Origin of the sequence: Ideonella dechloratans, from assembly GCF_021049305.1 — a bacterium.
Taxonomy (GTDB): Bacteria; Pseudomonadota; Gammaproteobacteria; order Burkholderiales; family Burkholderiaceae_C; genus Ideonella; species Ideonella dechloratans.
Window position 1 is genome coordinate 368,009 of the sequence record NZ_CP088082.1, and the last position, 13,269, is coordinate 381,277.

The window sequence follows — 13,269 nt, forward strand, 5'->3', positions numbered from 1 at the left end:
GCCGGCGTAATGGGCAGGATGAACCGCCCCGGGTTTGACGGAGGCCAGTTGGTTTAAGTCAGACGGTCGTGGCCTGACCAGCGCGTTGTCGATGGTAATTGGCCTCGAACTCTGCCGGCGGCACATAGCCCAGTGGACCCATCAGGCGGTGGTGGTTGAACCAAGACACCCATTCCAAGGTGGCCAGTTCCACCGCTTGTTTGGTCTTCCAGGGCCCGCGCCTGTGGATCACCTCGGCCTTGTAGAGCCCATTGATCGTCTCGGCCAGAGCGTTGTCGTAGCTGTCCCCCTTGGAGCCCACGGAAGGCTCGATGCCCGCCTCGGCCAGGCGCTCGCTGTAGCGAATTGACAGGTATTGCGCCCCCCTGTCGGAGTGATGCGTCAGACTGCCATCGTCCGATGGCTTGCGGTCATATAGGGCTTGCTCCAAGGCGTCCAGGACGAACTCGGTGTGCATCGAGCTGCTCTGGCGCCAGCCGACGATGCGTCGGCTGAACACATCCACCACGAACGCCACGTAGACCCAGCCCTGCCAGGTCGAGACATAGGTGAAGTCAGAGACCCAGAGTTGGTTCGGCCGATCAGCACGGAACTGCCTGTTGACCCGGTCCAGTGGGCATGGGGACTTCGGGTCAGGAACGGTGGTGCGCTGGGCCTTGCCCCTGCGCGCGCCCTGCAATCCCTGGCGGCGCATCAGGCGCTCAACGGTGCAACGCGCCACCGAGATGCCCTCGCGGTTGAGCTGAAGCCAGACCTTGTCGGCCCCATAGACCTGCATGTTGGCCAGCCAGACCCGGTGCACTTGAGGCATCAAGACCTCATCGCGTTGGGCACGGCGTGAGCGCAGTTCAGGGCGGCGCTGGCACGCGGCATGGTGCCAGTAGGCAGATGGGGCGATCTGCAGGACGCGGCAGATCGACTCGACCCCAAACTGCTCCCGGTACTGATCGACGAAGGACTTCAGGACTTGATGCGGCGGTCGAGTTCCGCCTGGGCGAAAAACGCGCTGGCCAGCTTCAGGATCTCGTTGGCCTTGCGCAGTTCGCGCACCTCGCGTTCCAGGTCCTTGATGCGCTGGGCCTCTTCGCTCGAGACCCCCTCACGCACGCCTGCGTCCACCTCATGCTGCTTGACCCAGGTGTGCAATGTCTGCGGCACGCAGCCGATCATGCCGGCAATGGCCTCGATGGCCGCCCACTGCGACGGGTGCTCGCCACGATGCTCCTGCACCATGCGCACGGCACGCTCGCGCACCTCGGGGGAAAACTTCGGGGACTTCTTCATGGCTCCATTCTCCAGAGTTGGAGCCTCCGTCAAACCCGGGGCGGTTCAGGCCGCCGCCCAGGCCATCCGCCCCCTGGTGGGGCCGGGCACGGCGGTCATCTCCCTGCAGAACGGCGTGGTCAAGGAGGAGATGCTGCGGGCCGCGCTGGGCGAGGCGGCGGTGGTGGGCGGCGTCTGCTACATCGCCGCGACCATTGAAGCGCCCGGCGTGATCGCGCACAGCGGCACCCTGCAGAAGCTGGTGTTCGGCGAATACGGCGGCCAGCGCACGCCACGGGTGGAGGCCTTCCGCCAGGCCTGCGAGCAGGCGGGCATCGAGGCCGTGTTGAGCGAGGACATCGCCCGCGCCATCTGGGAGAAGTTCGTCTTCCTGGTGGGCCTGTCCGGCGCCACGGCCAGCACCCGCTGCGCCCTGGGGCCGGTCCGCAGCCACCCCGCCTCGCGCCGCCTGCTGTTGACGTTGATGGCCGAAGCGGTGGCTGTGGGCCGTGCCGAAGGGGTGGCGCTGCCGCCCGATTACGCCGAGGACCGGCTGCGCTTTTGCGACCAGCTGCCCGCGGACATGACCGCATCGATGCTGCGCGACCTGCTGCAAGGCCATCGGCTGGAACTGCCCTGGCTGAGTGGCGACGTCAGCCGCCGCGGCGCGTTGCTGGGGGTGGCCACGCCCTACAACAGCGCGCTGGCCGACATCCTGGCCCTGCACGTCCAGCCCGGATGAACACCTGGCCCTTGCGCCTGACGCCGGGCTGCGACCTGCGCGCGGCCCTGGCCGAGGCCGTGCGTTTGCAGCTGCCCACCGGCTCGGCCTTCGTACTCTCGGGCATCGGCAGCCTGGAAGACGCCCGGCTGCGCCTGGCCGGGGCCGAGGCCGCGACCTGCCTGGCCGGCCCCGTGGAGTTGCTGACCCTGGCGGGCACCGTCTCTCCGCAGGGACTGCATTTGCACGCCAGCGTGGCCGATGCGCAGGGGCGGGTGCTGGGCGGGCACCTGCTGCCCGGCAATGTGGTGCGCACCACCGCCGAACTGCTGCTGGCCTGGTCTCCTGAGTGGGCCCTGGGCTGCGCCCCCGATGCGCAGACCGGCTTCACGGAACTGCAGATCCAGGATCGACGCTGAACGCAAGCTGTCTGCAAGCTGTCGAGATGGACGCGCCAGGCCCTGCACTGGCCTGAAACCGGTCAGCCAGACGCCGGGAGCTCCCGTTAGAAAGATTGCCGCGCACAAGCCCCTCATTTCGGCGCCTGTCCGGTCGAACAAACGGCGAGGATGGAGGCATCCATCTTGCTTGCCCTCCCGTCGAAGCCCTGGTTCCGGACATGTGCCTGATCATCAAGAAGCCCGTGGGGCGGCAGATCGCCGCTGATTTCCTGGAGAACGTCTGGCAACGCAACAGCCACGGCTGGGGCGTCTTCCACCGCCATGGCGGGCGCCTGACCTGGGCCAAGGGCATGGCCTTCGACGAGCTGCTGGCCTTCAACCGGCAACTGCCGCTGGACGCCGAGGCCTATCTGCACCTGCGCAAGGCCACCTACGGCCACATCTGCCACGACCTGGCACACCCCTATCTGGTGCGTGAGGGCCTGCTGTTGATGCACAACGGCAGCATTCACCACCTGGCCCCCAGCGATCCGGCCCAGAGCGACACCGCCGAACTGGCCCGCCTGCTGCGTGACATGCTGGCCGGTCTGGACGACACCCAGGCCCAGGCCCTGCTGCGCAGCGAGGGCTTTGGCCGCCTGATGGCGCCGCTGGTGCAGGGCTCCATGGTGGTGCTGTTCGACGCCCAGGGCGCGGTGCGCCTGGGGCGCGACTGGCACACCGTGCAGACCCACGAGTGGGACGGCGAGATGCCGGGCATCCAGGTGTCCAACACCCATGCCTGGGCACCCAAGCCGGGGCTTCAGCGGCCGGCCGCCGGGCGCTGGCGCTGGTTGTCCTGGGCGCTGGGCTGAGCCCGGAACCGGGCGGCGCGTGGAGGCCGGCCGTCACTGAGAGCGGGCTGCCGCGAGCGACCTGCTACGGGCCTGCACCCCGAGCTGGCTCGCTCTTGATGTGAAGCACGATCGGGCTGGGATAGCTGTCCTGCTCGCCGCTGCGGAGTGCGCCGACCAGACCGCCGATTTCTCCGCCCTTCATGACCGCACCCGCGGCGATGAGCACGGCGAATGCGCCCCCCATCACGGGTGCAGCCGCAGCACCCAGCGCAATGCCCGCGCCTGCGCCGACCTTGGCGCCTGTGGATGCCCCTTCCCTCGAACGCTCTTTGACAGAGGCTTTGCCCGCGGAGGTGATGCTCGGCTCGGCGACGGCACCCGGGGGCACCTGGCATGTCAGTTCCAGCGGCGAGGCGGACCGCACCACGGTGACCGTTCCCGGTGCGCTGAACGCCCAGGTGCCGGCCGAGTTGGTGGCCTGGCACACCAAGGGTCCGGCCCATGCGGAGGACTCGGCCTCCACCCGCACGTCGATCGATTGCTCCGCCGGGGGCTTGTGGGCACAACCCGCCAGACCAGAGGCGGCGAGCAGCCAAGCTGCAGGGGGAAGCCGGAGCGTATGCATGACGTGGCGCATGACGGCTGACAACGCTGACGCAAAACCCTGCCGATCGCGGCCCGGGTGCGGTCAGGCCGCATGTGGGGCTCAGGGATCGGCTTTCCGTTTCGGGGCAATGAGTCCAGCCTATCGCTGCGACATGGGGTGTGCAAGACGACAGTGTCGCCTTGTGCTGGGACGGCCCGTGGCTCATGACCGCGCCGGCTCCTCTGAGGCGACGCGCCCTCCTGAGGCTGCGCACCGTCAACTCTCTGAGACTCTCCCGTCCCCTCGTCGCACCAGTGCCGGAGATGCATCACAGGTCTCAGACCGGCAGCAGGCCGGTGCGATGACGCGCCTGTGGCACCCGTCCACTCTGAACGAATGGGCCCAGCCGAGCGGTTCGCATCTGGGGCCTCGGTCACACCGTCGACACAAGCCCGTCTGTAGATGGGAAGGCGGTCTCTCGTGCTGTCCTCAGCGGCGCCTGTCAGACATGCGATGCACCGGGAATCTCAAGCTCCGCTTGGGAAGAAGAAATCAGCCGGGCTCTGCTTGACCGAAGGGGAAGTCCCTGAAAATTGGTCAGCTCAGGTCGCGCGGCGTTGCGCCAGGGATTGAAGAATGGCCTGCTCAACACCGGCTCGGTGACTGAAGTCTGTGATGCGAACTACCGATTCACTCTGGAAATTGTCATGTTCACAGACCACAGCAACGAACGCAGCGCCTGCCTCGCGAGCAGCTTCGTAGTCCGCAGAGGAGTCACCGAAGAACACGATGGGGCCATTCATATGGGCAGCCTTGATCGTGCGCAACGCCTCTGCCTTGGGCATTTCGCCTCCGTAGATGGCGGCGAAGTGAGCCTCCAGGCCTCTGCAGGCCAGTTGCTTTCTGACCTCTGACTCCGGTGCAGAGGAGCACACATGTTGACTGACCAGATCCGATGCGATGAACTCAGCAACACCTTCGACCATGTGTGCTGCCGCGAGCTGGTGCTCAAGTGCGGTGGCGTAGCGACGCAGATATTCCGAGAGCATTTCCTCGCTGGGGTCTGCATGTCGGTACTTGCGCAGTAGTTGAGCGAGCTTCATCCTGCGAGGAATGCCACCATTCTCCAAAATGAACCGGCTGATGGCATCCTGCTGATCAGAAATATCGGCGAACAGAGACAGCATCGTGTCGCGTTTGACGAGATTTGTCTTGACGATCACGCCATCCAGATCAAAAACTACAGCGCTAAGAGGCATAAGGATGGTGCGGACTGCGTGGAAGTGAGCGGTCCGATCGGCATTTCCCGCAGGTCCGATCGACTGCCAAGTTGGCTGTCATTGCTTGTCCGACCACACAGGGACGGATGAGAACTTCTCGCGCAGGCCCGCGGCGAAATATTCAGCCTTTGCAAGATCGCTCTCTGGCAGAGCGCGGGCGACCTTGGCCCGCGAAGACTCTAGGTACGCGCGCAACGGCGCATTGGCTTCACGAGCGATTGCAACGGTGAGCCACGCGTAGGACAGCACGGCGTTTCTTACGGGAGAATCGCCTTGGCCGTAAGTGAAACCAATATCGGCGAAACCGGCCTGATAGCCAAGTTGGGCGGACTGCTCGAAATACTTGATTGCTTCAGTGTCCTTGCCTTCGCGACGCAGAATGACTCCGAGAACATGAACTGCGGGAGGGAAGCTTTGAGACGCCGATTGGCGAAGCAGCGAGTTGGCACGCTCAAGGTCTTTCGGACCGCACTCGCCAATTTCAAGCTGCGTTCCCCGCCAGAATTGGGCTCGAAAATCGCCTTTGGAAGCGGCGGCTTCAAGAGCGGCGATAGCCTCGGGGGTGCACGACGTATTAGTCGGCGACGCTTGAGTGGCAGAGGAGGCCGCTGCGATCAGAGCGAGAAGCAGAGCGGGTGGATTCATGACGGCCGACGTTCTGGGCAAGGGGCTACCAAAGGCAGGTCCCTTGCCGGAGGGGCTAGGGTGAAGCTTGGTTGGATGACCCGATGGATTTGATCTCACCCCAAGCAATGGCAAGCGGCGCAAGAAGCATTGCGGGATTGAGGATTCGAATCGCAACCATCAAGTCACCCAGTGGAAACAGTGTGACAGCTACGAGTGCGATTACCCCCGCAACCAACGAGACAGCCGAGAGGCACAGGAGCGCATAGGGAACACCACTGTAGGCGTTGGGTATATTGAATCTTCGCTCCCGCCCAAACGCGACGAGGCGACGAACCACCAAGATTGCAAAAATCAGAGAGAGGAGAAGCCGCAACACAAGGGGTATGTGCATGCTGATAATACTCGGAATCGGATCGGAAAAGCGCCGGAGCAATCCGAGCCACCAGCGCAATCCCGCGCTGACCCTTTCTATGCCAGGAACCCAGGATACTATGCCGCTCATCGTGGCGGCAACGACAACAAAAAACGACAGAAGGAAGACGGCGCGGCGCATTTCTTTACCTACGTTTTAATTCACCGGCTTGTGCGGATTTTCGCGCAGGTCCGGTGGAATGATGGGGTTGACCTCGATCAGCGGTCTTCGTTGCTCTTGATAATATCGACCGCACGATAAACGACCATGGAAAGGACACGGTTGTTGAGGTTGGTGATTTTTCGGATTAGCTTCGGGTTCTGTTTCAAAGCGGGAATCAGGAGGCGCACAAAGCAATCTTTGTATTCGGATTGCCACAACGCCTTCGGCGTGTCAATCGAAGACGTGAGCGGCCTCGTTCAAGATGGCACTGAGCCGAGCATTTTTTTGATCGTCTGGCGACAGTGGATATATCGGCGTACCGAAACACTCCAGATTTGGCTCCAAGCTGCTCACCAGCGAACGTTCCGTGGAAGTGCGGCAGGTGATCGCATTGGCTCCGGGGTGCGGGACAGTTTCTGATCAGACATGGCGTTAAGAGACCCAACGTCCAAGATGAGCGGCAGGCAAGAGCTGACCCAGCGAAGGTAACGATATCGTGGCCAGCTCCTGCCAGTCCGATCCATCGTAGTGTCAGCCATCGATCACCACCCTGATCAATGCGGCGGTCACGAACAGCGCCGCGACGGCGAAGCCAAAGAAGAAGGCTCCAGAAGATGTATTCGCGCTACAGCCTGAGAGTTCGACCCGACTTACGAACCTGCCTTGCCCGTCGCTCATGTGTGGATAGCGAAGTTCCAGCCACCAATACGAGAAGTTGCCCCAGACAAACACAAGGCCCGCGGCAGCAACAACGGCGCTTACGGGGAACTCCGTGCTGTGCTTGAAAAAAACGATGGCCAATGCAGCGATGGCAAGACCACCGAGAGCCGCAAAAAGCAGCCATATCCGACGCTGGACGAAGGCTGGAGGCGGGGATGTCTTCACTTGATGGCTAACTAGTTATCGACCCCACTTTGTGCCACCAACAACCGGGATGCTCCCCAAAATTCCCGGTTGAACCTGCACCAAGTGGCTGTCTCTGTTGAATCTTCGAGGGCTTCTTTGCACGGTATCACTGCGTAATGAAGTGACAAAGGGCTCATCGATACAGGGGATGAGCGAGTCCGTCAACTTGGGGATGCGCGTGGCCAGCCAACGCCTGGGCTTGCTCCCGGCGGACGTCGAGCGATGGTCGCTCCTGGCCGATTCCCGTCCTGAGCTTTCCCCTCCACGGACGACGACAATCGCCGCATGAAGGATGCATCCGCACCACCGCCGGCACAGCCGCGCAACCCTTTGCACGGCCTGACGCTGGAAGCCATCGTGACGGCCCTGAGCGAGGAGTACGGTTGGGAGGGCCTCGATGCGCGCATTCCCCTGCGCTGCTTCGCCTTCGAGCCCAGCGTCAAGTCGAGCCTGAAGTTCCTGCGCAAGACGCCCTGGGCGCGCGAGAAGGTCGAAGCGCTCTATCTGTTCATGCTGCGGGAGCGCAAGCGCATGGGGCGCCCCTGAGCCGCGATGACCTGCCGGCGGCGCCCCCTCAGCCCAAGGACTGAAGGGCCTTGGCGATGCGCTGGCGGCCCACGGTGGGCCGCGGCAGCTTGCCGGGCAGGTGGTCGAACCAGGCGCGCACGTCCTCGTCCAGGCCGATGCCGTGCATGTAGTTGTAGATTGCCTTCTTCAGGCCGCGGCCCAGCGCGTCGTGGTCGGTGCCGGTGGGGTCGATGAAACCCACATCGTTCTTGGCGAAGCGGCCTTCGGGCAGCGGCAGCAGGGTGATGCCGTAGTCCTCGGGGTGCTGGCCCACCGGTGAATGCACGGTGCAGGCGAAGCGGTGGAAGAAGCCGCTGTGGATGCAGCCGTTGTCGAAGAGCTGGCGCACGTACTCCAGCGCGTCGATCGTGTCCTGCAGCGTCTGGGTGGGGAAGCCGTACATCAGGTAGGCGTGCACCAGCACGCCGGCGTCGGCAAAGCCCTTGGTGACGCGGGCCACCTGCTCGACCGAGACGCCCTTCTTCATCAGGGCCAGCAGCCGGTCGGAGGCCACCTCCAGCCCGCCGCTGATGGCGATGCAGCCGCTGTCGGCCAGCAGCTGGGCCAGCTCGGGGGTGAAGGTCTTCTCGAAGCGCACATTGCCCCACCAGCTCACCGGCAGCTGGCGGCGCAGCAACTCCTCGGCCAGGGCGCGCAGCATCTTGGGCGGCGCGGCCTCGTCCACGAAGTGGAAGCCCGTCTGGCCGGTCTCGGCGACGATGGCTTCCATGCGGTCGGCCAGCATCTGGGCGGTGGTGGTCTCGTAGCGGCCGATGTAGTCCAGCCCCACGTCGCAGAAGCTGCACTTCTTCCAGTAGCAGCCCTGGGCCACGGTCAGCTTGTTCCAGCGCCCGTCGCTCCACAGGCGGTTCATCGGGTTGAGCATGTCCAGCAGGGACAGATACCGGTCCAGCGGCAGGCCGTCCCAGGTGGGCGTGCCCACCTCGTCGAAGGGCACATCGGGCTCGGGCCAGCTGATGAGCCGCACCGTCGCCTCGGCCCCCTGGACCTCCTGCGCCTCACGCACGAAGGTGCGCACCAGACGCTCGCGACCGCGCTGGCCCTGCAGGTGCTCGATGAGGGCCAGCAGCGGGCGCTCGCCGCTGTCCAGCGTCACGTAGTCGACGAAGTCGAACAGGCGCGGCTCGGCCAGTTCGCGCAGCTCGGTGTTGACGAAGCCGCCGCCCAGCACGATGGGCAGGTCCGGCTGCAGGGCCTTGGCCGCCTGGGCGATGCGCAGCGCGCCATAGACCGCGCCGGGAAAGGGCACGGACAGCAGCAGCAGCTGGGGCCGGTGGCGCTCCAGCGCCTCGGCCGTCAGCGTGGCCAGGGTGCGGTCCAGCAGGTGCGGCGGGGCGGCCAGGGCCTCGGCCAGCGGGTCGAAATGGGGCTGGGCGGTGGCCAGCTTCTCGGCATAGCGCACGAACTCGAAGCGCGGGTCCACCGCCTCGCGCACCACGTCGGCCAGGTCGTTCAGGTAGAGCGTGGCCAGGTGGCGGGCCCGGTCCTGCAGGCCCAGGGCGCCGAAGGCCCAGGCCAGCGGGTCCTCGCCTTCCTCGGCGGGGTAGCTGTCCAGGGCCTGAAAGCGCGCCCCTTCGGGCAGGAAACCGCGGGTGTTGATGCGGTGGGCCAGCGTGGGGTCGCGCCCCTGCAGAAAGGCGATCACCCGGGCTACGGTGGTGCGGTAGGTGTCGAAGGCGGCCAGGAAGTGGTGGACCTGGGGCGGGCGCTGGCGCTCCGGCAGGGCCCGTGCCGCCGTGCGCAGTTCGTCCAGGCCGGTGGGCGTGAACAGCCGCAGCACCAGGCCCAGGGCAAGGTCTTCCTGGCTGGCGTCCAGGCCGCGCGAGCGCAGGAAGCCGGTCAGGTAGGCGGTGGAGGGGTAGGGCGTGTTCAGCTGCGTCATCGGCGGGATGAGGCTGAGCACGCGGTACGGGATCGGGGTCATGCAGGCGTGGCCGGGGAGCGTGGCGGCCGGGCACCGCCAGGGGCGGTCATTGTGCCAGCGGGGCGGCCGAGACGCCCTGGCCCTCGGGGCGCGGCCGGCTCATCAGCTGGCGCAGGCGCAGCAGCAGCTCGTCCCGGCCCATGGGCTTGACCCACAGGTCGATGAAGCCGGCGTCCAGCGCCTGCGCGCGCCGGCAGGGCAGTGCATCGGCCGAGAACATCACCGCCCGGGTCGCCATGCCGGGGCGGCGCTGCAACTGCCTGAGCAGGTCCACGCCGTCCATGTCGGGCAGCTGGCCGTCGATGATCCAGAGGTCGGGCGCCTCCTGCTGGGCCAGCGCCTGGGCGCCGTCGCGGCAGACCGTCACCTCCAGGCCCGGCTCCGCGGCCAGCATGGCCTGCAGCAGCAGGACGTTGGTCTCGTCGTCTTCCACGTAGAGGATGCGGCCCTGCAGCGGCGGCGCGGGAGGCAGCGCCTGCAGGCCGGGTGCGGGCGCCGGCATGGGCGGCGCCATGCGCTGCAGGCTCACGGTGAAGCGCGAGCCCTCGCCCAGCCGGCTGTGCACCTCCACGCTGCCGCCCATGGCTTCCAGCAGTCGCTTGACATTGGACAGGCCCAGGCCGAGGCCCTCGATGCCGGGGTCGGGCGTGGCCAGGCGCTCGAAGGGCTGGAACAGCCGGGGCAGGTCTGCTTCGGCAATGCCGCAGCCGTCGTCCTCCACGGCAATGCGCACCTGCGCGCCTTCCGCGCTCCACAGCAGGCGCACATGGCCGCCGGCCTGGTTGTACTTGATGGCGTTGCTCAACAGATTGGCCAGCACCTGCAGCAGCCGGGTGCGGTCGCCCCGCACCCAGTCGGGCGAGAGGATGCCCTGTTCGCGGGGCCATTCCAGCAGCACGCCGGCCGTGCGGGCCTGGGCCTGCACCAGATGCACGGCCGAGGCGATCAGCGGCCCGATGGCCACCGCCTCGTCACGCTGGCGGACGGTGTCACCGTCGCGTGCGTCCACGCTGGCCACCGCCAGCACGTCGTTGACCAGGGCCAGCAGGTGCTCGCCCGCCTCGCGGATGTGCATCACGTCCTCGCGCTGGGCTTCGCTCAGCGAGGGCGCCTGGCGGGTCAGCAGCATGTCGGCAAAGCCCAGCACGGCGGCCAGCGGGGTGCGCAGGTCGTGGCTCCAGCGGGCCAGGAATTCGGTCTTGGCGCGCGAGGCGGCGTGGGCGGCCAGGGCATCGGCCCGCTCGCGCACGGCGTTCTGCAGGCGCTGGCGCATGTCGTCCAGCGCGCCGGACAGTCGGGCGATCTCGTCGCTGCCCACCACCTGCACCCGGTCGTTGAACTGGCCGTCGGCCAGCCGGCGCGAGGCCCGCTGCAGGTCCCGCAGGCGCAGCACGGTGGAACGCTCGAAGCCGCGGTACATCAGCAGCAGGGCCAGGGCCACCAGGCCCATGACCAGCAGCGACACGGTGCGGCCATGCTGGGCGGCCAGCAGATCGTGCCGGGCGCGCCTGAGCAGCAGATCGGAGAAGGCGGCGGTGACCTCGGCCAGGCGGTCGATGGCGATGCTGCCTTCGCGGAAGTGCTGCGCGGCCGCGGCGGCGCCGCCCTGGCGGGCCATCACGATGGCCATGGAGCGCTGGCTGAAGATGTCGGCTTCGTCCAGCGCCATGGTCAGGGGCACGGGGTGGCCCGGGCGGGCCAGCAGCGCATTGGTCTCGCTCAGGGCTTCCCGGGCGCTCTGCGTCACCTCCAGCTGCTGGGCCGCCCCGCCGGCGTACAGCATGTAGCGGGTCAGGTCGGCGTCGGTGTAGGCCTCCTGGGTGAGCACCGCGCTGCCCCAGCCCCGCTGGCGCCCCAGGGCTTCCAGCAGCATGGGCAGCTGCTGGAAGGCCAGGTGCAGCAGGGCCGCTTCGTGGTGGTCGTCGGTGCCCAGGTCCGGGCCCACGCCCACCCGGGCGTTCAGGTTCAGCAGCGCGTCGATGACCGCGTTGTGGCGGTTGAAGTTGCGCTCCGGCTGCCCCGGGTCGCTCAGGCGCATCAGGTCGTGCACCTCCGACACCAGGGCCGGCCCCTGGGCCGGGTTGGCGGTGCGCCACTGTTCTGGGGGGATGCTCTCCAGGGCTTCGTTCAGCAGCCGGTCCACCCGCTTCTGCTGCCCGACCAGTTCGGCGCTGGCGCCTTCCTCGCCCGCGAGGATGCGGGCCGACAGGCCGCGGTGCACCGCCAACGCCACCGCCAGATCCCGCAGGTGGCTGCTGCGCAGCAGGGCCGATTCCCGCGCCTGGGCGTTGTCCACCCGCTGGTCGTAGCGCGAAGCGACAAAACCCACCAGGGTGGACAGCGGACCCGCCAGCACCATGCCGATGACCACGAACTTCGTGCGGAAGCTCAGGTGGTCGAACAGGTGCTGGGGGGCCTTGAACCAGCGGCGGGAGCGCGATGACAGGGCAGACAGCAGGGACATGGGCGGAGCCTGGAACTGGCGCATCCCATGGTAGCGGCCCGCGGGCCGCTGGTGCAGCCCGGCTAGGCGAAATGCGTCACGTCCTTCAGCCGTCGGTAGGAGTCCTGGCGGGCCAGCGGGTCGTGCACGGCGCAGGCGACGATCAGTTCGTCGGCACCGGTGCGCTCGAGCAGCTGTCCCAGCTGTTCGGTGACCCGCTGCGCGTCGCCCACGGCGCTGACCGCCAGCATGCGATGGACCCCGGCCTGCTCCTCGGGCCGCCACAGACGGGCCAGCTCCGCCGGGTCGATGGGCCGCGGCAGCGGGCCGCGCTGGCCGCGCAACATGCCCAGCACCCGCAGCTGGGCTGAGGTGAAGAGATGCTCGGCCGCCTCGTTGCTGTCGGCCACGATGACGTTGCAGCCCACCATGGCGTGGGGCCGCGGCCAGCGCTCGGAGGGGCGGTAGGTGCGGCGGTAGATGTCCAGGGCTTGGTCCAGCATGTCGGGCGCGAAATGCGAGGCGAAGGCGAAGGGCAGCCCCAGCCAGGCCGCCAGCTGGGCCGAGAACAGGCTGGAGCCCAGCAGCCAGACCGGCACCTCGGTGCCGCGGCCGGGGATGGCGCGCACGGTCTGGCCGGGTCGATCCTCGGCGGCCAGGTAGCCCATCAGCTCCTGCACGTCGCGGGGGAACTCGTCTTCGCTGCCGGCCAGCGCCTGCCGGCGCAGGGCGCGGGCGGTGGCGCCGTCCGTGCCGGGCGCGCGGCCCAGGCCCAGGTCGATGCGCCCCGGGAACAGCGTGGCCAGGGTGCCGAACTGCTCGGCCACCACCAGCGGGGCGTGGTTGGGCAGCATGATGCCGCCCGAGCCCACCCGGATGCGCGAGGTGGCGGCCGCCACCTGGCCGATCAGCACCGCGGTGGCGGAGCAGGCCAGGCCATCCATGTTGTGGTGTTCGGCCAGCCAGTAGCGCTGGTAGCCCCATTGCTCGGCCTGGCGGGCCAATGCCAGGGTGTTGCCGATGGCCTGGGCAGGCGTGCTGCCTTCGGGGATGGGAACGAGGTCGAGGATGGACAAGGGGATCATGGCCCGCATCCTGCCCGAGTGGCGGCAACCGTTCA

General features: G+C 67.0%; 13 protein-coding genes and 1 other annotated feature. Of the genes, 4 read left to right on the plus strand and 9 right to left on the minus strand.

What is annotated here, in order from left to right:
- Positions 1–58: 58 nt before the first annotated feature.
- Positions 59–1,284 (minus strand): IS3 family transposase gene (locus tag LRM40_RS19650; protein ID WP_231067864.1). Its coding sequence is split into 2 segments (ribosomal slippage): positions 59–996 and positions 996–1,284, totalling 1,227 coding nucleotides; the frame shifts between segments, so codons are not numbered across the junction.
- Positions 890–1,006: a sequence feature (AL1L pseudoknot), on the minus strand. It overlaps the preceding gene by 117 nt.
- Here LRM40_RS19650 and LRM40_RS19655 point away from each other — a divergent pair.
- From LRM40_RS19655 to LRM40_RS19665, 3 genes are all read left to right on the plus strand, one after another.
- Positions 1,283–2,005, plus strand: a complete 723-nt coding sequence (locus tag LRM40_RS19655) for a ketopantoate reductase family protein (RefSeq protein ID WP_231067865.1) — start codon at positions 1,283–1,285, stop codon at positions 2,003–2,005. The genes LRM40_RS19650 and LRM40_RS19655 overlap by 2 nt on opposite strands.
- Positions 2,002–2,403 carry a PPC domain-containing DNA-binding protein gene (locus LRM40_RS19660; protein ID WP_151125126.1) on the plus strand — a complete coding sequence of 134 codons (402 nt, stop codon included), beginning with the start codon at positions 2,002–2,004 and terminating at the stop codon, positions 2,401–2,403. Before LRM40_RS19655 ends, LRM40_RS19660 begins: the two co-directional genes overlap by 4 nt.
- A 200-nt stretch (positions 2,404–2,603) precedes the next feature.
- A complete protein-coding gene (locus tag LRM40_RS19665) occupies positions 2,604–3,239 on the plus strand; it encodes a class II glutamine amidotransferase domain-containing protein (RefSeq protein ID WP_151125125.1) in 636 nt (211 codons plus the stop codon).
- Between the two features lie 64 nt (positions 3,240–3,303).
- On the opposite strand, the gene LRM40_RS19670 is transcribed toward LRM40_RS19665, so the two are convergent.
- The 5 genes from LRM40_RS19670 to LRM40_RS19690 form a co-directional block, all read right to left on the minus strand.
- Positions 3,304–3,858: a hypothetical protein gene (locus tag LRM40_RS19670; RefSeq protein ID WP_151125124.1), complete on the minus strand. Its 555-nt coding sequence runs from the start codon at positions 3,856–3,858 to the stop codon at positions 3,304–3,306.
- A gap of 551 nt (positions 3,859–4,409) precedes the next feature.
- Positions 4,410–5,030: an HAD family hydrolase gene (locus LRM40_RS19675; protein ID WP_170288927.1), complete on the minus strand. Its 621-nt coding sequence runs from the start codon at positions 5,028–5,030 to the stop codon at positions 4,410–4,412.
- Positions 5,031–5,144: 114 nt separating this feature from the next.
- Positions 5,145–5,732, minus strand: coding sequence for a tetratricopeptide repeat protein (locus tag LRM40_RS19680; protein WP_151125122.1), 588 nt, complete (start codon positions 5,730–5,732; stop codon positions 5,145–5,147).
- Positions 5,733–5,787: 55 nt separating this feature from the next.
- Positions 5,788–6,267, minus strand: coding sequence for a hypothetical protein (locus LRM40_RS19685; protein ID WP_151125121.1), 480 nt, complete (start codon positions 6,265–6,267; stop codon positions 5,788–5,790).
- 552 nt (positions 6,268–6,819) lie between these two features.
- On the minus strand, positions 6,820–7,173 hold the full coding sequence (locus LRM40_RS19690; protein ID WP_151125120.1) for a hypothetical protein: 354 nt from the start codon (positions 7,171–7,173) through the stop codon (positions 6,820–6,822).
- 306 nt (positions 7,174–7,479) lie between these two features.
- On the opposite strand from LRM40_RS19690, the gene LRM40_RS19695 reads away from it, so the two are divergent.
- Complete coding sequence (locus tag LRM40_RS19695; protein ID WP_151125119.1) at positions 7,480–7,740, plus strand: VF530 family protein; 261 nt, start codon at positions 7,480–7,482, stop codon at positions 7,738–7,740.
- A gap of 28 nt (positions 7,741–7,768) precedes the next feature.
- Here LRM40_RS19695 and LRM40_RS19700 read toward each other — a convergent pair whose 3' ends face one another.
- From LRM40_RS19700 to LRM40_RS19710, 3 genes are all read right to left on the minus strand, one after another.
- Positions 7,769–9,706: a B12-binding domain-containing radical SAM protein gene (locus LRM40_RS19700; protein WP_151125118.1), complete on the minus strand. Its 1,938-nt coding sequence runs from the start codon at positions 9,704–9,706 to the stop codon at positions 7,769–7,771.
- 46 nt (positions 9,707–9,752) lie between these two features.
- Positions 9,753–12,170 carry an ATP-binding protein gene (locus LRM40_RS19705; RefSeq protein WP_170288926.1) on the minus strand — a complete coding sequence of 806 codons (2,418 nt, stop codon included), beginning with the start codon at positions 12,168–12,170 and terminating at the stop codon, positions 9,753–9,755.
- A gap of 62 nt (positions 12,171–12,232) precedes the next feature.
- Positions 12,233–13,234, minus strand: a complete 1,002-nt coding sequence (locus LRM40_RS19710) for an LLM class flavin-dependent oxidoreductase (RefSeq protein ID WP_151125116.1) — start codon at positions 13,232–13,234, stop codon at positions 12,233–12,235.
- Positions 13,235–13,269 lie beyond the last annotated feature (35 nt).